Source organism: Photobacterium sp. GSS17 (assembly GCF_028621875.1).
Taxonomy (GTDB): domain Bacteria; phylum Pseudomonadota; class Gammaproteobacteria; order Enterobacterales; family Vibrionaceae; genus Photobacterium; species Photobacterium ganghwense.
Genome location: NZ_CP117519.1, coordinates 39,273 through 59,787, shown reverse-complemented (window position 1 = coordinate 59,787; position 20,515 = coordinate 39,273). Strand labels below are relative to the sequence as shown.

Genomic DNA, 20,515 nt, shown 5'->3' with positions numbered 1-20,515 from the left:
TGTAGTAACTAAAGCCTTCAACCGTATTCGAGCGACAATTTTACGAAACAAAAAACCGCCGTGAGGCGGTTACTTTCTTCAGCGTTTTTGGGGTTTGTAGTCAGCGATTCGGTAATAATCAGAAGCGAAGGTTTCTAAGATATTGTCGAGGTCCTTTTTGAGGGATGTCTTCAAAGAGCGGGCACCTTCAGCAAAAGCTATGGTGATTTGATACTCAGGAACTCCGCGTTTTTGATAGGCCCTTGCTGGAGCATAATTTAGTGAGATAAGGCCATAATAAATCTGGGATGTATCATTAAATTTGTAGAGCTCAACTTCGAAAGTCAGCCAATTTTTGTTGGGACTAGGTTCTCCGGTAGTATAGGAAAGTTCTCTTGCCAGGTTGCGTAATCGAAGCGTTATGTAATTTTGCAACTCAGCTTCGCTGATAAAAGAGCTTGTAACATTATCAATATAAACTCCAAGTACGTTACCCTTTACCTCGGACATCCAGCCATAATTAGAGTGGGCTACTTCAATGTCTTTCGAGTGGGGGCGGAGGGCCACAGCTGAATTGACCAGAGTTGATGAAAATAATAGAAGAACTGAAACAAGCAGTTTATACATTATTAATCCCTTAATTTTTATAAAACAAGGCTTAAAAAGTCGTCGTCAATCTGGTCTTGGTCAAGGCCAATATACGCCATGGTAGTTGCAGGGCTGGAGTGATTCAACATCTTTTGGACTCTAGCTATATCTAATGTTTTCTTATACATATGATAGCCACGGGTCTTTCGCATCGAGTGGGTACCGAGCTTAATGTCGAGCATCTGCCCTATTTCCTCAAATGCTTTCCATACGGACTGGCGAGCTAATGGCTTACCAGAACCCTTTCCTCTATTACCCCTCGACTGAAACAGATACTCAGTGTCTGGGTATTCTTTTAGAATTTCTTGGTAAATAGCCAGGGCAGCCTTATTCAAAACAATCCGGTGTGACTTTTTAGTCTTTTTCTCGTTGACATAAAGAATGCCATTCTTGACGTCATGAGGTCTTATTGTCAAAACGTCAGAAACTCGTAGGGCGGTGTTAATACCAAAAACCCACATCTGAGCGAATTGCTTTCCATAGTGACGTTTTAGCCGACGTTCGACCTCCCGCACCTGTTTGGGGTCTCGAACCGGCTGCACAGCGTTGGCCATTGCAGTTCCTTTCTAAAATGGTGTTACTAAGCACCAGTATATCAAGGATTTTCTAGGTGACATAATCACGTTTTGTAACCTAGAAAGGTTGGCTTTTAAGTTACGTTGTAACATTTTAAAAGTGGTTAAGACCGACCGGTGATTTGTTATGGATAATGAAGCATGGGAGAAAAGTACAGAACCGTTGGAGTGAAATCTACAGCTGGATGATAATTTTAACAGAGAAGGTGATGCGTTTAGTGTGCCAACTTATAGTGACCCCATCTCGTTATTTCTAATCCGTGTCCAACTCTAAACATTGATCCAAGAAGATACTTAGAGATTGCTAACCATGTTAGTATAAATAATGCATAAGAACCTATGCTCATAGCTTCTGATTGTAAATTAAGCATTGGAGGCTCTTTTACATTTATCGGAGAAGTATCTTGGATAATAAAGTTAAAGGATCTTGGTTGATTCACCACACTAATAAGCTTCAAAGTGTGACAAATCAAGGGCAATACTTGAATACATTTGTTGCTGGTAAAGCTGGAATTTTGCTATCAGCAATCTCTGCAACTGATCAATCTGAAATTAGCGATGATAGACTGAATGTGCTAGCGAACGCTGCTAACATCAACCCTGTGTTTGAATTACCCAAACTACTTGATGTACTTAGCGATCACGATTTGATTGATAAAGGCAAAAAAGGCGTCGCCGTTCTAGGCGTAACAACCGCTTCTGCGTTACAACATACCTCAAACATCTTCGACTCTTTAGAGCCAAAAAGTATAGAGTATTCAACTTTAGAAATTGCTGAGGTTGCATCATCAAAGCCGATAAGTTCGCGAGAGCTTCAGGAGAAAATATCAGATATTCATAGGCTTAGTGCTAAGGAGACAGCCCAAGTATTTCATGATTCAGAGCAGATAGGTTTTGTTGATGTTGAAATGCTAGGTAAGGATGAAAAAATATTTTTTAATGGAAACTTATTTCGTAGAGAATCAGCACAAAAGGTTAAAGCCGTTTTAGATTCATTAAAACCTCAAGAACAAGCAAGTCTTAATGAATTAACTGATATGCTAAGACGACAAGCTTGCGTTTCTGTGACTGATGCTGAGTTTATATTAGGTAAAATATTGTTTAGTAAAGTCAACTCGATTGGCTTTTTTGATGTCAGCATTGTAAGCAATAGCTCGGAAGAAGTAGGCTACGTTACTCTTCCTTCAGCATTTTCGAAGTATAGTAGTTCTATGGTGGATGACGCTTTTGACCTAGCAAAAGCTTTTGTCGCATCATTAACATATGGAATGACCAAAAGTTCATATGAAAGAGGCCAAATAAGTATGATAGACCGCTTATTAAGAGCCCTAATTGATGGGCGAGAAATAGGTCCCGTTAGTGCTATAGGTCAAGATTACAGAATCCTTGAATTGAAGGGTGTAGTTTCTATACGTACAGGTAGTAAAGGTGGCCGATCAGGCCCGATGATGCGTTTGCTGAAAAAAGAAATTGGTGAGTTAGCTTTACAAGTAATTCTTAAAGGTGACGTTAGCGAGCAATCTTTACCTTCATTACCGGGTGCTGCAATTACTAAATACATAGCTCCTGAAGTGAATCGAGAAGTGATAAGACGACAACAAATCCAACGTAGCCCATTTGAAACTAACGATATGATTAGTTCATTGAGAACAGGAGGCTTCTAGTGAGCAAAAAAGTTTGTAAGGGTTTTGCGATGGAAGAGCTATTAAAAAGTTATTTCATCCAGGCCGGTTACTATGTTGCTCGTGGAGTCCCCTTTGTATATGAGGGGTTTGATGTAACTGATATTGATTTATGGTTGTATAGTAGAGCGTCATCAGCAACTCGTAATGTAACGATTGTAGATGTAAAGAACAAAAAAACACCTCAAGCCATAGAACGAATATTTTGGGCAAAAGGTTTGGCACAAGCTGTTAAAGCCGACAACGTAATTATAGCCACGACAGACCAAAGAAAAGAGGTGAAAGACTTCGGTAAAGACCTTAATGTGCTTGTTTTGGATGGGGTTTTTTTATCCAAGTTGTCGAGAACAGAGTCAGAACTTACTAGGCTTTCTGATGAAGAATTCATCAGTCTTATCGACATGTATAATCTAGGTAAGATAGATGGGGATTGGAAGGGCCAAGTTCTAAAAAGCAAGAGTTTGTTAGCTCGTGGGTTAACCTTTGATACATGTAATAAATGGTTAGAAGTCTCGAGATTCTTTGCAGAGCAAATCCTTACTAAACCGAGCCAATTAGAAGTCGCTCTACGCTGTTTTTATTACACTCTTTCATTATTGGCCATAGGTGTTGATTATCTACTTAGAGAGCTTTCTTTTGTGGACAATGTAGAACGCACCGAAAAGCTGGCGGAAGGTTTTACCTATGGATCAAAAGGTAAGTCAGGACTGAACAAGATGCTCGGCTTATCGTTGTCATTAGTTGAACAATTTGCAGAAGAAGGGCCTTCAATTGCGAGGCAAGTGAAATCAAAAATTTCCGATGAGTTTGAATCTTTACCTACTCAAATAATCGCTGAATATTTTTCTAAAGGTGAGGTTGCACGAACACTATTCAATACGGCTAAAGAGCTTGAGCTTTATGCTATGTCTAAAGAGTTTAGACCTCACACAGAGTCTTCTTTAGAAACTAGGGCTTTAATTGGTTGTTTACTTGATTTCTGGTCAATTGATAGGAAAGCTTTTAGTTCATCTATAGTTGTTGTTTAGTTATTTTCTGAGTTTTTCACGACCCAGTATAACTTAGGCGATTAACAATCAATGAGCCTTGTTCAGTATAAATGAAAACCCCGCCGAAGCGGGGTTTGTTCTTGGAACAACACATGCCGATGATCTAAAGGTTCTCTAAGCAGTCGATATACTGCACTAGCTTTACCAGTTCCGTTTCAGGAAGCCACAAACCATCATTCACTTTTTGTGCTTTCAGGGGTGGTCTTGGGCAGGTTTCCTTGGGGACTGTCGGTGATGCACAACTCACCAAACTTATCGCTCCAAGCGCGATACACATCATTCTTAATGTCTGCATCTCGCTTATCCCTCTCAATTTCCTTCCATACACGGTACAGAACCGGTATCGCTTCCAGTAGCAGCGTGATAAACCGAACACTCATTTCTTTGGTCCTAACACGCGGTTCTTTATATTTTGAGCCTCTGACGTTTTGACGTCAACACCTGTTTGATTTTTTGCGTGTCGAACGTTCAAAGCAAGAGCATCAACGACTTTCCGTACCACTTCCAGCACCTTATCGTCCTTTGGTGTCGGCGTTACTGCCGAAATTGCAGCGGCCAGCGCGATGACTGCAGTGACAATATTCAGCACTTCATCCCAGTTGTTGATCAGATATTCAAACATAGCATTTCTCCTTACGCTTTTTTCAATCCTGGTACATAGGCTTCCCAGTCAAATGGGGTCTGTTCGATTACCTCCACGATGCCCCGCTTCGGTGACCAGAACGTAATGCCTGGCTGGTTGCGAACGTCGATGTGTAACCATGAAATATCAATCTCGACGAACGACAGGAACGGATAGAAGTCAGGGTTCTGGCGAATATCCTCAAGGATTTCCGATAACGGCGTATCCAGTGGGATTGCATCACCTGCCCCGCCAAACTTATGGATCCCCATGTATTCTTCGAAGGCGGCCTGCGCCTTTGCCGGTGTGTAACCATATTCCCGCTCCCAGAACGCTGCCGTTCGCAGGCCTGATTGCTTACGGTCGCGGTTGTAGCTGTTGATCAGGATACGCCCGTGCCGGTTACGTAACTGCTGCAGGGTGATGGCCAGAAGCGGGTTAATGAAGCGATATGCGCTCTCCCCGAACTTGTCATAGACGTGCTCCGGCACTAACTCCTGTACAGCAAAATCAGGTGCTCGATAGGTCATGGTACCTCCGTTGGTTTGTTTTGGTGGGTTACACCACCAAGTTATAGTGCGTTAGCTTTTGCGTTTTCCACATAGATGAACATGTTTGAACGGTCGCCTTCGCGCCAAGCTGCATACTGCATGAAGACGTTATTCATACGGAATGCGTAGGCGTCCAGTACCGCCTTCAGCTCCGCGATTGTGGTCTCATGCAGGTCGTTGTTCTCTAAGATCCATGCCACGGAGTCGTCGGTCATGCCGTTACGCTCACCGGCATCAATCATGGCCTTCATGTTGTCACGGTCTTGAGGCCGCACCTGCCACAAATGCCCATTCACTTCGATATCAGACTCAACAATCTGCTGACGGGACTCCTTGGCCATGGCCAGCAAAACCCTGTCCTTCTCTGGGTTCACTTGCCGCACCGGCTCTTGATCCCGTAGCTCTTGAAGTCTTTGAGTCTTGACGTCAGGAGATAACCCATCAACCCACTCGTCTTCCGTGCCAGGCACACGCTCGGGGTAAGTGTTGAACAGTGCGTCATACCGTTCGTACCACGCCAGATAGGTATCGTGGAACGTCCAGCCGTCGGCTTCCTCGGCCTTGTTAAACACGTATTGCAGGAAGTCCCCCTTCGACTGGCCATGTAGCCGGTTAATACGAAGTAGGTCTTCCCACGTTTTCAAATCGTGACGGGGTAACGCCTTAACTTCAGCCACGACCATGAACTCTGGTTCAAGTCGAGTGCCTGTCTGAAGAACGCCATTTTCATCTTCGTACTCAAACGGAGCCTCAACCATGTTGCCTGTTGGTTCGCGGGTTGTGACCACTTGATAGAAACCCTTCAGGGGTTCAGGTACATCTTCAATCTTTGCAAACATCGTATTCAAAGGGGGACAAGCCCCCTCCCTCAAATTAGTAAGTACCATAGGCTTTGTTATCAGCCAGACTTAATGGAATCATGGTTTGATGCAGGCTACTTTTCACTTCATGCCCGTTGTCGTCCCGCTTAGAACTCTCCCTGCCGTTAATATAAACCGACCCGTTATCACCCCAGTTCTGCTGCGTCTCGTCATAAATCAACTCAGTGGCATACAGTTGCAGATACAAGTACCCCCGAATATCAACTAACGCGCATAGAGCTTTCACACCCCGAGACTCGTTCTGTGGCGCACCAAAGGGGATCGGTGAATGGGTTGTCGTGTTGCTTACCAGGATGCCGTCGGACAGGAGTCTGCCGGTGTTAAGTTTTTCCAACCGGCATTGGCGCTCAGGTGAGTAGTCATTCTTGCCAACATTCCAAGTAAGGCTGCTATGTAGTCGGTTACCCTCACCGATATTGTTGTCCGTAGTGACAATCACTGAGCCAAGCGGAGCGATGGTGTTGTAGTTCGGTCCCGACTGAGTGAAACGAGAAAGCACACGGTACGGGTGCCACGCCACCATTGTGGATTCTAACGTCGTTACGTAGGCATTCTTAACCGTCGCAACCGTCCAACCACTCGACTTCCAGTTATTGCCGCCATCAATGGTGTAGATTCGACGCGGGGTAGTCGTCGAAATCTTCTGGTAGAAGTCGAAGGTGTGCTGCGTATCATCCGGAACAACCGGTAGCCAACGCCCCATAACCCCCGCAGGAAACAGCTCTAGGATTTTCGACGGGTGGCCAATCACATCAACGAACGGAACCTCATCGAAGTGGGCCGTTAGTAGTGTGGCGTCAATAATGATCAGCTGGTCACCGACTTGCATCCCATTGGCAGGGAATCTATTTACATACTCGTAAAACGAGTGATTCATCGGGCGAGAGTGAAGATATGTCACACCCGTTTCCTGCTCTAAACGAGACGGGTAGTACACCTTGTTTTGCGTGACGTTGTAGATGAACTGGTGTTCTCGCTCAGGGCAATATTCACTGTTATTTTTACCCGATAAAAGTTTAAGTGGGTCAGCCAGCGAGCCGTCTTCATTGCTAATCGAAATGTAGTAACCCCCACCAGACTGAGCGGCTTTGCGTACTGTATAAGTTTTCGGGTTGACCCTAGTGAAAGGCACTTGGTCCCAGCCACGCATTTCTCCGATCAGAGCCTGCTTAGTGGCTGTTTCTAACAGCACTGAATGGTCTGGGTATCTTGCCGAGATACGCAGGTCGAGCACTTGGCCAGTGTAAATCATGTCATGGTACTGATAATGATCCTGACGGCCTGAGGGTTTTGCCGACGTAGAATCCATGCTCCCTGTCCACTCCGCCGCCGCAGGACGATCCTGACGACCGTCGTTAATCCCCCAACTCACAAAACAGTCCATCTGACATGTTGGTTTATAAATGCCCGTTAGGCTGGCGCTCTCATACCAATACGCGACGTTGTTCTGCTCTGAATATTTGAACACTCGGGTTCCCCAAGGGTTATAGCTCGGGTGGAAGGCCCCTTTATTCAGACGCTGTACCAGTGCAATCGGAATAGCAATCACATCCCCGTAGGCACTTTTATTAGAATTCAGTACCTCGGTGTTGAATTGGCCAAGCGCCCAACGGTCAAGCAGAGCGGGTTTACGTGGGGATACCAGACAATTGTCACCAATGAACTTGCCAAGCCCTTTCACGGTATGGCTCTTGCCCTGAATCTGGACATAGTTATGGGAGTCATAACGCAGGTATGCCCCAATATCATCAGCATACGGACGAACGTTGTCCCATTGGTCGCCATAACCCTCAATGATTCGGACTCGGTATCGAACCTGAATCAGCTTGTTTAGGCGCGGATCATAAAAACAGTTGTTGGCTGGGTCTGTAATGAATTTCTTCAAATCCTCCTTCGCCATGTCTGCAATCACAAAGCCCTTGCCGTCAGTCTTAGTGTCCCACTCCCCAAACGATGTATAAGGTTGAGGAACACCCACGGAGTTCACTGGCCGAGGAACAAGCCCGTTCCAGCTATAACCCCAAAACTGTACGTTGCCATATGGGAAAAGAACGCCCAGTTCAGAGGTGTCCTCATACCAGACTTCCAACATGACAAGGTCTTTACGGCTATCAATGACTTTTTCTGTCGCAGGTAACACAGACAGGTCTGTGATCGATCCAACTGCGGGCGTTTCACCATCTGCAGATTCAACGAAGAATCGCCAGGAATCTACTGTAGGGGTAAACCGGAACTCATGAATCTCACCTTCGTTCTCGGCGCGGAAACGCGGTGATGAGAACAGCATAGGGTCACTCGTATACATACCATCAACGGCTTTAACCACTAACCCGCCATTAGGAATCGCCCCGACCCTAAACCGGCACACCACTTCGCGGCCTTTGAACCGAATGTTCCAGTTACACTTGAGGTTCACGTTTACGTTATTGAACGAGGCCGTGCAGTTTGAGTAACGAACACCATTCACCGGCTGAGGGCTTGAGTCTTCCAGCAACCCGCCAAAAGCAGCAAACACCGAGGAGTGCTTATGGAATTCACCTGTTGTCGTGTCATAGGTCGTCGTCCCGTCTGGCGCATCAGGGAAAATCAAACGGTTTAGCGCACTCGACTCATAACTGACCGAGCGAAGTTTTAGGCAAACACCGTCAGCCAATACCTCTGGATACGGTGTGCGTGAGCGGTCTGATGCGTAGGTGCTGGAAGTGGAACCCGATTTACCGAGGTGCAGATTCTTGCCACTGACCCACATGCCGAGGTTAATGCAAGTGCTCTTAACGTGGCCAGCCCCCCACTCCAAGAAACCAGAACCCAAGTTTTGGAGTTTCCGAATCTCGCGTTGGGCATCGAATTCAGCTTTAGACATAGCGAATTCACGATAGAAGTTCTCCGCCAGCAGGGCGTCCATCTCCGCACGTTTATCCGCTTCAAGTTTAGTCAAAGCGGCATCGTGGGCTTCGAACACGGCCTGTTTCTTCTTCTCAGACCAAAGCGTGATGCTTTCACCTGTTGGCAGCTCGATAACCACATCACCGTCGTCGGTCAGTAGTTTGTTCTGAATGCCCAACTGCTCTTGGTACCAAGCCAGTGACTTCTGAACGGCTGACGCTGTACGAACGGAGAAGTTAGACGAGCCATTACGCACAATGGCATACGGTACTTTTGTCGCCGTGGTGCCCGCGTAGGCACGGTCTAGCTTGATTTGGGTGTCTGATACGACTTCCACGACTTCATAAAAGGTCGTGAAATCGGTAGTGAATGCGTCACCGGTGCCAATTGGGGTCAAGTGGCTTACCCATGCACTTGAGAAGCCTTGGACAACCCGCTGGCCTTTTGTGACCGATACGGTCCCTGATCGGAACCAAGAGGATGTGATGCTCATTGATTGTCTCTCTCTGCAGAAAAAGTGTGGAAGCGAGAGAGAGTTAAGCTATTTTGAATCAAAGACGTATTGACGTCAAAACCTACAGAGTAAACATGGTACCCGCAAAGGACGAAACCCCATGCACCCAGTATTTAAACGGTGCGTTTGCAATTGTAGCAATCATCCGTCCGGAACCCATGCCTGATACTGGGATGGCCACTGTCCCGCCGTAGGTATATACCCAGTCACCGGCGTTCTCAGTACCCACCCATTTACGGCCAATTTCAACGCAGGTAATAACCATGGAGCCCACAACTGTCGAACCCACTTTGCAGGTCACAGTGATGTTTCGAACCCCACCGCCTTCATATTGGACGCCAAGGGCAATGGATCCTGAATAGGATTTGTAACCGCCAGGCAAATCCCAGTAGGCCGATTTCTTGTCACTCGCAATATAACCCGCCGAATAGCCCCTTGCAGAGAGGCTGCCCAGTGCCGAACGCACCTGATTTGCGTGTAACGTGCCATGGAAATACCCATCGGTGGCTTCCAAACGACCTTTGAAAACGCCACTGGTCGCTTCGATGTGACCCTTCAGGTAGACGTTGTCACTGTGGATCCGACCGTCCCCTGTAATGAACGTGTGATAACCGGCGTAAGGTCCACCGGCACCAATACCAATATCACCGGCACGAACCTTGGCACCAAAGATGGTTCCGTTCTCACCGTTCATGAAGAAGTTCGGATTTGGACCCTCACGATCGGCAATGTACGGTGCGTAGAGCTTCGCCCCAACTTTCAGCTTGTTGGTGATGACCGCATCAGCAATGGCCGCTTCCTTGATGTAACAGATGCCGTCCTGAACATAGAACGGTGACGTTGTAACCTCGCCAGTTTCACGGTCATACATCACCAGCGTATCTACATCGAGGGCAAACACGACCTTGGATCCGTCGTTGATGAAGCCCACCCCACCTTTGAGGCCAGCAACCTCAGACTTAACACTCCACTGAGCGTAATGCCCCCGTGACTCCTGAGACAACACGCGGATTGCCCCTAAGGTGATCCGTGCGCCGCTGTGGTTCACAATGGACAGATACGCCTGCCCCACTCGCAGGGCAATTGGCAGGGAGAACGCCCCGTTCGTCGTCACTTCCTGCACGGCACCCGCATAGGTCACCTGCACCGTGCCACCTTCAGGTAAGTTCTGAATCGTGCCTTTAACAATGCCTGGCTCGCCCATGTCATAGGTGTCGTCCACCACAACCTCAAGGTTATGGGTTCCACCGGCAGGGATACTCAGGTCTTCCTCAACCACGAACAGAGGTTCACCGCCGTTCAGCATGAGTTCCATGTTCTCTTGGATAGCGCCCTCAAGCACTTCACCTTGGTCCTCAATTTTGCCGGTCAGTGACGTTTCCACCTCGGAAACCACTTTAGACAGGTCAACCACATTTTGCTGCACAGACTGGATCTGCCCCTCCAGCGCCTTGTCGCCCTCGGTAATTTTACCGGTCAATTCGGTGCCTTGTGTCTGAACGGTTTTCTCAAGCGTGGTCAGGTTCTGACTCACAGACGAAATCTTACCTTCCAGTGCCTTATCGCCCTCCGCAATGCTGTTGGACAGCTCGGAGGCGACGGTCTGTACGGTTTCATTCAGGGTCGTCAGGGATTCGGCAAGCTGCGTGATATCCCCCTTCAGTTCGAGGTCGCCTTTCTCGATGCTGGTTTGTAGCTCGCGTTTGGCCAGTGCCAGCGCCTGTTTGTCGTCGGCCTGTACCTTCTCCAGCTCTTTCAGACCGGCTGACAGGCTCTCGTCCCCTTTCTGGTAGTCGGCCTTCATCTCCAGCAGCTGCTGTGCCAGTGCCTGCTGCTCGTTGGCCAGAACGGTCTGTTTCTCTGACAACGCCGCGTCAGCACTGATCCGTTCACGAACTTCATCATCCGTGGCCACCGCCGCGTCAGCCTGAGTATCAGCAACCGACTCAAAGTGAGCCGACAGGTCACGGAACACCTTGGCAACCGTCTGCTCAACGTTCGAAACCACCTCAGTGACTTCCGAAATCTGGCCAGATAACGTGGTGTCGCCGTTTGTGATTTGGCTTTCCAAGTCAGTGCGTAGTGATTGCAGGGATTCCGTCAGGGTCACCACGTTCTGCATCACTTCTTTGATGCTGCCGGATAACGCCGTATCACCGGACGTAATTTTGCCTTCCAACTCGGTCTGCATGGTTTGCAGCGATTCTTCCAGCGTCACAAGGTTCTTGGATACGGTGGCGATTTTACCGTCCAGAGCCTTGTCACCTTCGGTGATTTGGCCAGTCAGCTCAGTGCCCATGGTCTGTACGGTTTGATCCAGTTCGACCACGTTCTGGTTCAACGTGCTGAGTTGACCTTCCAGTGCTTTGTCACCGGCAGTGATCTGGCCGGAAAGGTCTGAACCCATGGTCTGAACGGTTTTATCCAGCTCGACCACGTTCTCACTCAGCGTATTGAGTTGACCTTCCAGTGCCTTGTCACCCGCAGTGATCTGACCGGACAACTCGGTACCCATGGTTTGCACCGTGCGTTCCAGCGTTGTCAGGTTTGAGCTGACGTTCGTAATCTTACCGTCCAGAGCCTTATCACCGGCTTCAATGCTGCTTCTCAGCTCAGAGGTGATGGTCTGCAAAGACTTCTCAAGGTCTGTCAGGTTCTGCGTGACATGGGTGATCTTGCCGTCCAGCGCCTTGTCACCCGCCTCAATGCTGGATTCCAACTCCGATTTAATGGTCTGAACGGATTCCGTCAGCGTTGTCAGGTTCTGGCTGACAGAGGTCAATTTGCCGTCCAGCGCCTTGTCACCCTCACTGATAGTCCCCTCCAGCTCTGTTTTCACGCTCTGCAAGGACTGCTCAAGGCTAACAAGGTTCTGGCTGACCGAGTTCAGTTGGCCGGCCAGCTGGGTGTCTCCCTCACTGATGCTCGCTTCCAGCTCGGATTTCATGGTCTGCACGGAGTCTGTCAGGGTGGTGACGCTCTCGATAACCGTTGAAATCTTGCCGTCCAGCTCGCGGTCACCAGCCTTCATCTGGGTTAACAGCTCTTGTTTTACCTGTGCCAGTGCCTGATTCTGGTCAGCAATGGCCGTTTTCAGAGTGTTGATATCGGCCTGCGTCAGCGTCTCGTTTGTCTCAAACTCAACCCGCAGCTGTTCAATCAATTGAGCCAATGCCTGGTCGGTGTCCACCAGCACTTTCTGAGCCCGCTTGATTTCAGCTTCACCACGGATCCGCTCTTGGACTTCTTCATCAAGATCTGCGGTATTACCGGCAGTGGTATCGGCAATCCAGTCAAGCTGGGCATGCAGTTCTTGGAAGATTTCCGCCAGCGAGGAATCCGCGCCGGTCACGACTTGTCGCAGCTCCGTGATAGCCGCTTCGTTCTCACCCACTTCAGTTGCCAGCTCTTTCAGCTGTCTTGCCAATGCTTCGTCAGCGGTGGCCACCGTTTCAGCCAGTTCATTAATCAACGCACTGAGTTTGCCGTTCTCGGTTGTGAATGACGCACTCAGGTTGTCGATACGCTGGCCAAGAGCCTTATCGGCGGTTGTCAGCGTTTTGACGGCTTCGGTCAAATTCGCATTGGCCGTATTCAGCCCGTCCTCGAACTGTGTCCCCATCTGGGTGATCTGGTCAGCCAATGCCTTGTCGCCGTCAGCCACGACTTGTCCAAGCGCAGTCAGGTTCGCGTTGGTCTTATCGGTCTTGGCATTCAGCTCCGAAACTGACTTGGTCATGGCCGCGTGTTCAGTGGCGTTGGTCTCCTTCAGTTCGGTCAGGGCGGCGTGGTTGCCTCCGATTTCAGATTCCAAACCAGAGAACTTCTGAGCCACTGACGTTTCGAGGTCTGTGACGGTCTTATCCAGCTCAGTGATCGATGCGCTGTTCTGGCCAACAGACGATTCCATTTCAGTGAAACGCTGGCTGGACGCCTGCTCATGGGTCGCTACCGTTTCAGTCAGTGTGTTAATGGCCGCTTTGTTGCCACCTACATCTGACGTCAATTTATCAAGACGTGTTGACGTCGAAGACTCAAGATCTGTAACGGTCTTCTCAAGGGTGCTGATACTGCCTTTGTTGCCGTCCACTTCCGCCTGCATCTCTTGCAGTCGTTGGTTGGTCGCGGCCTGTCCGGTATTCACGGACTGCTCAAGGGTACCCAGTTTGGTTTTGGTATCCCCGACCTCAGTGGTCAGCTGGGTGAAGCGTTCCGCTGTCGCCTGTTTCTCGTCGGCCACTACTTTGCCAAGGTCTTCCAGACCCGCAGTTAACCGCTGGTCAGCACGGTCAAGCGAAGCTGACAGGTTCTGGTTGGCTTGTGCCAGGCTCTGTACTTCACTGGTTGTTGCCTGCAAAGTCTGCTCTGCCGCAGCCAGCCGCTTGCCCTGAGCGTCCACCTCGGCAGACTCAGCCTTTTGTACCAGCTTGCCGTTGACGGCATCCAGTCCCTGACTCACTTCCGTCAGTTTGGTCGTGTTGTCTTCAACCTGCTTGATGCTGGCTTTCTGCTCCAGCTGGCCTTCCGCCGCATCCAGACGCTGGCCAACTTCCGTCAGTTTAGTGCCATGCTCATCAACGATGGTTTTCTCAGCCTTCAGCGCAACGGTACTTGCGACACTATCAATACGCAGATTGACCTTCGAGAACTCCGCCCGCATTTCTTCCTTCAGGACGTTCAGAGCCTCAATAGTGATCTGGCCGGTCTCTGGGTCGATTTCCAGAATGGCGTCCCTGAAGTCGATGTACTCTGCGTAGTTCTTATTGATCAGGTCTTGCAGCTCTTTGGACTTCGCATCCAGCTCGGAGTCCACGGCATTCAGCTTTTCTTCGGTTGAAGACAGCTTCTGATCCACGGAGGTGCCCAGTTCCCCGAGGCTGGTATTGGTCTGGTCAACGCGGTCACTCAGGTTGCCAACCTCAGTACGGGTTTCATCAAGGTCACTCTGGGCTTGGTCAACCTTCGAGTTCACTTCATTGAGTGCCGAATCAAAGTCGGTTTTCGCCTGCTCAACGTCGGCCTCAATCTGGCCAAGGTGATTCTCGACGTTATCAACCGTGTCCCGAATCTCAACGATATCCCGAACGGATTCATTGACGTCAGCAATGGCCTGAGTCGTGTAGTCAGACAGGGAATCCAACTGACCAAGCGTATCCTGCACCGCGTCTTTCAGGTCTGAAACCTTAACGTCCGTGGCCTCGGCTCGGTCCTTAACGTCCTGAAGCGAGTTTTTGGTATTGTCGAGGTCTTCAAGGCCAGCGGTCAGGCGGTCATCCAGCGACGGGATTTTGCCGATGCTCTCTTGCAGACTGTCATCCAGGATATCCAGACCGACGCTACCCTCCAGCTCCGGCAGCACGACTTGCGCCATGGAGAGGGTGACTACCTTGTTCCCGTTATTGGCAGCAGGGAAAATCTGAGCTGTGCCGAATTCTGCGGGGACTTCTGCCCATAGGTAATAGGTAGTTGAGGGTGAAACGTTGTTGTAGTCCAGAACGGCGCTACGGCCAATAAAATCGGCCTCTGCAAAGCTGTTTGTCTGGCTGATATACCACTTAACGTCCTGAACCACGTTCGGCTGGTTCCAAAGAGGCACCGCGTTGATATTCGTGTCACGCACCATCAGGCGAAGCGCAGTGATCTGAGCCGACCCCTCGCTGGAAATAACCAGAGGCTGGTTACCGGCCATACGTCCACGGTGGTCAGCCACTTTAACGCTGATGTTGATGGTTGCCGGCGGAATACCCCCAAAGTCCTCCACCATTTCGACATGCCGGTAAAGCCACTGACGTCCGGAGGTACGGCGGGTTTTAACGCCGCTTGGGGTCTGGATTTCAAAGACGAATGCACCTACCCGTCCGTCGGTTACCAGATCGACAGGGAAACCATCACGGACGAACGTCGCGCCGCAGTCCACCAGCAGATCTGCGCCCACGAACGTCGGCTGTACGTCGATGTGCAGGTTTGCTGGGTCCATCAGCCAGTCTTCGGCATTGGAGCCCGCCGCCTTAACCGTCACAATCTCAGATTCACCAACACCGTGCATGGACTGGGTGAAGACCTGTACTTGGTACATACCGTAGGACACATCGCGGATTTCAAAGCTCGAACCGCGTGTCTGGCCACGTTCCTGAAGTCCCGAACCGTTGATGTTGGCAAAGATCCGGTGATAGATACCTGAGTGCCCTTTCGGGTTCTCCCAGGACATACGCAGCATCAGCTGATACTCACCATCAACCAGCTCTTTCTCGACCTTCACAACCAGACCGGTAACCGACGGTGCATCCGTTGGTTTGGTGTAGCTGTATGGGTCGATATCAATGTACGTTGCGGTGTCCGAGCCGTTGTACTTGTTCCGGTTAATCTCCACGGCCATAACGGCGAACTTGAGACCGAAGCTATCCGCTGGGTCACAACGCAGGACACGGAACGGCTTGGACATGCCGATTTCGTTCTGGCCTTCCACGGTGAACGCAAAGTTCTCCGCCAGCTCGTTGGTCACGGCTTTGTTCAGCGTCAGCTGGGTGACGTTACCGCGAGTCGGCACGTTCGCAGTACGCTCGATGATGCCCGCTGTTGAGGCGATTTTGACTTGGTACGTTCCTGGCGCCTCAAAGTAAATAGGACGCTTGAACGTTAAGGTCGTGCCACCCAGCGATGCTGCACGGCGTGATTCAGACCAGTGACGGCTTGGGTCAGCCAGCAGAATGGTCTGGAACGGCTCAAGCATGATGCCCATTCGGTTCAGGGTGAAGCTGACCGTTGCTGTCTCCGTCTGAGCCGACAGCATACGCATCATCGCCTTACGAGTGGCCTCATGGCTGTCGATACAACCAATCGCCTCAAATTCTTCCAGCACCAGCCCGTATTTCTCAATCGCTGGGGCGTGGCGAACCGAGATAAAGTCCTGCTCCCAGTTACGGTTTGGGTTGATGAATGAGGCGCGGATTTCGTTCGCACGGCTGAACACGTCAGTGTAGTTGTAGTTGAAGCGAACCCCTTCCTGACTTTCCTCAACCATTTCAGGCGTGATAAGCAACGCCGCCGCGTTCGGCCTGTCGGCGTACAGCTTCAACAGCCCCTGACTGTCGTCTTTGACCACGGCGTTACAGCTCGACAGGATGTAGTTCAGCAGATCGTTACCATCACGAATCTCATGGATCACCCCGTTAAAGGTGAAGCGAGGCTGCTGGCCACCGCGCCCGTCGGGAACCATCTCGTCACAATACTTGGCATGCTCATACCAAGAGTATTCGTTGATTCGAATGTACTTGTTGTAGGCCGCCAGACCGAAACGCGGGTTCTTCACCATCTCGCGGGTCAGCCAGATAGGGTTATCCGTCCAGAACTTGGCCAGCGTAAACGTGCCGTCCCATGGCGTGGTCTCGTCATAGGTGCGGTTCACTGGGTCGTAGTTCGTTGGCACCGGTACCATCAGACCGTCCCAAATGGCGCTGATGTTCGGTACGCCGGACAGCTGCTCATTGGAGTTGGCATAGAAGTGCATCTGGGCAAGGTCAGCATGCGCTTTCTGCTCGCCGGTTGTCACCGTATCAAAGCCCAGCCACGTCAACTCGGCCATGTACTGGTCGTCGCTGTCCTTCGACAGACGTTTTACGCGCAGTTCAACGACGTCGGCTTCCTCAACGTAATAGCCAAGGTTGTAGACGGACAGCTGGGTTTTGTAGCCTGAGGTGGTTTTACCGCGCCAGTGAGATCCTGGCACAACTTGCCAGCCCATTTTTCCAGCCACGCGCCACGCCACTTCAAGGTCTAAGTTCGCGTAGTCTGAGCCTTCCTCGTCGTTGTAAACCAGCCGGTCGATACTCAGGTTGATATCAATCCGGTCGTAGTGGCCTGACAGTGACGTAGGGACACTGCGGATCACTTCCATGTTCTGGCTGGTGATTTTCACGTTGACCTGATGGAACTGGCCAGCGCCACCCAGAACTGGTGCCCACGCTGTCTGGTCGGAGGTACCTTCACAGAACAGCAGTTGCAGGTCATCGGCTTCGAAATTCAGTTTGCCAGTCGGGGACATGACCGGCGTATCGCCAATAAAGACGTTTTTCAGGCTACCGTCCTGAACCCCTTTGATTGGGCCTTCGGAGATACCCAACAACAGTTCCGCACGGTCTTTTGAATAGAGGTTGTCGTCTTTGTAGCTTGGGCCACTAGGACCACCCGCCCCCCTGAGAACTTTGATATCTGCCATGCTTTATCCTAACTTCTTCCAGCCTGACTTAATGTGTGGTGCCCCGACCGAAGCCCCTTTTTCAACAGAGTCCACGTTGAAGGCAATGATTTGGCCAGCCCATTTATGGCGACCAAGGATGATCGGAATAGGTGTGCCGGATTTGGTCGTGTTGGTGTAACTAAACGCTGAGGTCTGTTGTCTTTCGCCTTTGTCGGGTTCCTCAACAGGGAACAGCAGGGAAAAGACACCGCCAAGGATCATGCCAATACCTGCACCGATAAAGGCCGAAGCGAAAGGGTTGCCTGGATACATGAGGTTGAGAACCACGCCCACAACAACCAGCACAGCACCCACCACAATGCGTAACCATGCGCCGGATTTACCAGAACCACCACGCAGGGTATTGCCAGATTCGGGCTGTGGCCTGATGTGCAGTTCCTCGACCGTCAGCGGAGCGTCGAGCCGGTCAGACGTTGGACACTCATCGACTTTGACAACATAACGTTTTGACGTCAAATCAGGGTTCAACTTAGGAAACTGCTGAAGGCTTTCCAGCGCGTCCCGTACAGAACCCGCTTCAACGGCATAGGCTACACGGCCAGCCAACTGCGCCAGATACCCTGAAAGGTGAATCGTCACTTTAGCCACAGAAGCGTTCCTCTACCATGACCACCCCTTTTGGTGTGGTGTAATAAACCCAGATTTCCGTTGGGCTGACGATGATATGGCGACAGTCACGGATCTCTGCAAACAAAGCGTGGTCTTCCAGACTCAGGTTCGCACTGCTCTCCGGATGACTGTGCCAAGTTGCCACAGCGGCATCGAGATACAGTTCCACGTCATCTTCAGAGATTTCAAAGTGCGTCTTAGGGTCAATGGCACAGTTGGACACCTCAACCACACAATACTCTGTGATAAAGCCACAGTGCTCCCTGTCGGTCGTGAACCGGCGACGTAGTTCTGCGAAATGCTTGTTCAGTTGCATGATCACCCCCTCAACCAGCGACGTTTTGCGTAAATAGGCTGTTTTTCGAAATGCTGCTGTAGATTGCCCATCGCGTGTTGCTTGGCGTTCGCATGAGTCAGAACCTTCACACAGCGGGACTTCCAGCTGCCGTCCAGCGGCTCAATGATGCTCAGGCGCTGATACTGGTGATGGAAGAACTGGCCATTGCCGAGGTACAGGCCAATGTGGTTTATCTTCGAGCTGGCCACCGCAAAGAGCAGGACGTGCATCGGGCGGGCACCGTTTACGGTAAACCCTGTGTCCTCGAAGCCCGCCAGTGAAAAGTAGTCTTCAATCAGGTTCAGGTCTGGATGGTCCCACCAGCCTTCAGGTCGTGCGAAGTCCGGCAGAATCTCACCGGTTGCAGCCAGGAACAGGTCACGGAAAGAGCCATAACAATCATGCGACCCCGATACGTAGGGTTTTCCCTCAAATTGCCGTGGGTCACAAAGCATAATGCCTCCTTATGGGTTCACGGTTTGGAATTCCGGTGGCATAAACCGCCGTGCAGGTACCTTGTAGTTCGGACCGTCGGATGGGCTACGTAGCTCCACGGTCAACTGGATTTCGTTATCCCCTGTCACGCGGCTAATGACGTAGTTTCGAACCCTCGCCTGTTGGGTGTGGAGTTCTTCAGGGTGAACGTCATACAGCGTCACAAAGCCACCTTCCAGCAGGCCACGTTCGGCATAGTAGGAGAACCGGCGGTCATCGTTGGGCAGGAACAGCTGTGGACGTGCCAGCTCGGTATCTGCACTCTGGCCTTCACCCTGTACCTCGAAAGGCATGCGTTCCCAGTTCAGGTCATTCCATTGCACGGTGGTCTGGTCACAAATCCGGAAATAGATCGTGGACGCAAACTCACCATTGGGTTCGTCAAAGCTGAGTTCCAGCAGGCGGTAGGTTTCTTTCGCGTAGATGCCAAAGGCTTCGGCCTGTTGGCGTGTCGAAGGGGTGATTGCCATGGTTGTATCCCATTAAATAGAGCTTGGAAAATATTACTAATTTAATGGGATACAGGCAACGAGTTACAGCAGGGCGCTACGGTTGATTGTGATAGTGTCGCCCACTATGCTCAGGCGGTAGTTGTTAGGCATCGTTTCAGAGGCTTTCAACTCGAATTCCGTGGTTGGGAGAGAGTCCGTGAAAAGAACAGCCTCAAGGTGCCCAAAGTAGGTCTTATCCTTGGCCAGATAGAGTTCCAGCTTTTCACCGACATCAATTTCAGCCACTTTACGGCCTTCGAGAAACAGCCGGAAACTGTTAGCACTCCCAGACCAGTGTTCATCCCTTACAAGAGTCACTTTTTCTGTCCGGCTGGCATCAGGAGTCAGGAGTTCGGCAGCAAAGATATCCTCTTGGGGAACAGGAGTCGCCTCTGAAATTGGAACCATACGGACCGAGCAGCCCATCAGAGACATAGCCAAGACAATACTTGCAAGAAGACGCATTATTCAATCCTCATAGTGGTGGTTACAACCACCACTATGCTACTGTTTTTACTGAACTTCAATGAATTTCAGTTGCACGTTTTCTACGACACCACCACTGTTCGGGGACGGCTCCCCAAGTTTCAGCGATTCATGGAAACGCACCTTGAGAACGCCGTATTTCGGGTGGTTGAAGTAGAACGGTTTGAACAACCGGTGACGGGCATAGAATGCGTCCAGACGACCGGCATTCATTTCGGGGTTAACGTTTATGTTAACCACCTCTCGGCCTTCAACGATATCGGTATACCAGACCATGGCCTTGATGCTCACGTTGAACAGGCGCGGATCAGGTACAACCGGCTCCACCACGTAATCCCAGCCGCCACCCAGCTTCAAAGCACGGGAGCTGTCTTGGTATTCGGTATGCTCAGTGAAGTACGGAAAATCAAAAGTCTCGTACATAGAACGACTCCAATTTGTATCCCATGCCGC

Annotated in this window: 16 protein-coding genes; 2 read left to right on the top strand and 14 right to left on the bottom strand. The window is 50.3% G+C overall.

Annotated elements, in window-relative coordinates:
• Window positions 1–78: 78 nt before the first annotated feature.
• A complete protein-coding gene (locus PGW97_RS25005; RefSeq protein ID WP_273860680.1) occupies window positions 79–606 on the bottom strand; it encodes a hypothetical protein in 528 nt (175 codons plus the stop codon).
• A 17-nt stretch (window positions 607–623) separates the two neighbouring features.
• Window positions 624–1,181 (bottom strand): tyrosine-type recombinase/integrase, encoded by a 558-nt coding sequence (locus PGW97_RS25000; RefSeq protein WP_273860679.1) that lies wholly within the window; start codon window positions 1,179–1,181, stop codon window positions 624–626.
• A gap of 425 nt (window positions 1,182–1,606) precedes the next feature.
• On the opposite strand from PGW97_RS25000, the gene PGW97_RS24995 reads away from it, so the two are divergent.
• Together PGW97_RS24995 and PGW97_RS24990 are read left to right on the top strand one after the other, a co-directional pair.
• Window positions 1,607–2,866 carry a hypothetical protein gene (locus PGW97_RS24995; protein ID WP_273860678.1) on the top strand — a complete coding sequence of 420 codons (1,260 nt, stop codon included), beginning with the start codon at window positions 1,607–1,609 and terminating at the stop codon, window positions 2,864–2,866.
• Window positions 2,866–3,912 (top strand): hypothetical protein, encoded by a 1,047-nt coding sequence (locus PGW97_RS24990; RefSeq protein ID WP_273860677.1) that lies wholly within the window; start codon window positions 2,866–2,868, stop codon window positions 3,910–3,912. The genes PGW97_RS24995 and PGW97_RS24990 overlap by 1 nt, the downstream gene beginning before the upstream one ends.
• A 194-nt stretch (window positions 3,913–4,106) precedes the next feature.
• On the opposite strand, the gene PGW97_RS24985 is transcribed toward PGW97_RS24990, so the two are convergent.
• The 12 genes from PGW97_RS24985 to PGW97_RS24930 all read right to left on the bottom strand — a co-directional run bounded on the left by PGW97_RS24985 (window position 4,107) and on the right by PGW97_RS24930 (window position 20,485).
• Complete coding sequence (locus tag PGW97_RS24985; protein WP_273860676.1) at window positions 4,107–4,313, bottom strand: hypothetical protein; 207 nt, start codon at window positions 4,311–4,313, stop codon at window positions 4,107–4,109.
• The gene (locus PGW97_RS24980) at window positions 4,310–4,555 is read right to left on the bottom strand and encodes a hypothetical protein (RefSeq protein WP_273860675.1); all 246 of its coding nucleotides are present in this window, start codon (window positions 4,553–4,555) and stop codon (window positions 4,310–4,312) included. The genes PGW97_RS24985 and PGW97_RS24980 overlap by 4 nt, the downstream gene beginning before the upstream one ends.
• Window positions 4,556–4,566: 11 nt before the next feature.
• Window positions 4,567–5,085, bottom strand: a complete 519-nt coding sequence (locus PGW97_RS24975) for a hypothetical protein (protein WP_273860674.1) — start codon at window positions 5,083–5,085, stop codon at window positions 4,567–4,569.
• Window positions 5,086–5,126: 41 nt separating this feature from the next.
• Window positions 5,127–5,945 carry a DUF4376 domain-containing protein gene (locus PGW97_RS24970; RefSeq protein ID WP_273860673.1) on the bottom strand — a complete coding sequence of 273 codons (819 nt, stop codon included), beginning with the start codon at window positions 5,943–5,945 and terminating at the stop codon, window positions 5,127–5,129.
• A gap of 34 nt (window positions 5,946–5,979) precedes the next feature.
• Window positions 5,980–9,366 carry a hypothetical protein gene (locus PGW97_RS24965; RefSeq protein WP_273860672.1) on the bottom strand — a complete coding sequence of 1,129 codons (3,387 nt, stop codon included), beginning with the start codon at window positions 9,364–9,366 and terminating at the stop codon, window positions 5,980–5,982.
• Window positions 9,367–9,448: 82 nt separating this feature from the next.
• Window positions 9,449–17,602 (bottom strand): phage tail protein, encoded by an 8,154-nt coding sequence (locus tag PGW97_RS24960; RefSeq protein WP_273860755.1) that lies wholly within the window; start codon window positions 17,600–17,602, stop codon window positions 9,449–9,451.
• Between the two features lie 3 nt (window positions 17,603–17,605).
• Window positions 17,606–18,232 carry a hypothetical protein gene (locus PGW97_RS24955; RefSeq protein ID WP_273860754.1) on the bottom strand — a complete coding sequence of 209 codons (627 nt, stop codon included), beginning with the start codon at window positions 18,230–18,232 and terminating at the stop codon, window positions 17,606–17,608.
• Entirely contained in the window at window positions 18,225–18,569 is a 345-nt protein-coding gene (locus PGW97_RS24950; RefSeq protein ID WP_273860753.1) for a hypothetical protein, read from the bottom strand. The genes PGW97_RS24955 and PGW97_RS24950 overlap by 8 nt, the downstream gene beginning before the upstream one ends.
• Window positions 18,570–18,571: 2 nt before the next feature.
• Window positions 18,572–19,045 (bottom strand): NlpC/P60 family protein, encoded by a 474-nt coding sequence (locus tag PGW97_RS24945; protein ID WP_273860752.1) that lies wholly within the window; start codon window positions 19,043–19,045, stop codon window positions 18,572–18,574.
• Between the two features lie 9 nt (window positions 19,046–19,054).
• Entirely contained in the window at window positions 19,055–19,555 is a 501-nt protein-coding gene (locus tag PGW97_RS24940) for a hypothetical protein (RefSeq protein WP_273860751.1), read from the bottom strand.
• 63 nt (window positions 19,556–19,618) lie between these two features.
• Window positions 19,619–20,041 carry a hypothetical protein gene (locus tag PGW97_RS24935; RefSeq protein ID WP_273860750.1) on the bottom strand — a complete coding sequence of 141 codons (423 nt, stop codon included), beginning with the start codon at window positions 20,039–20,041 and terminating at the stop codon, window positions 19,619–19,621.
• Window positions 20,042–20,089: 48 nt separating this feature from the next.
• Window positions 20,090–20,485, bottom strand: coding sequence for a hypothetical protein (locus tag PGW97_RS24930; RefSeq protein ID WP_273860749.1), 396 nt, complete (start codon window positions 20,483–20,485; stop codon window positions 20,090–20,092).
• Window positions 20,486–20,515 lie beyond the last annotated feature (30 nt).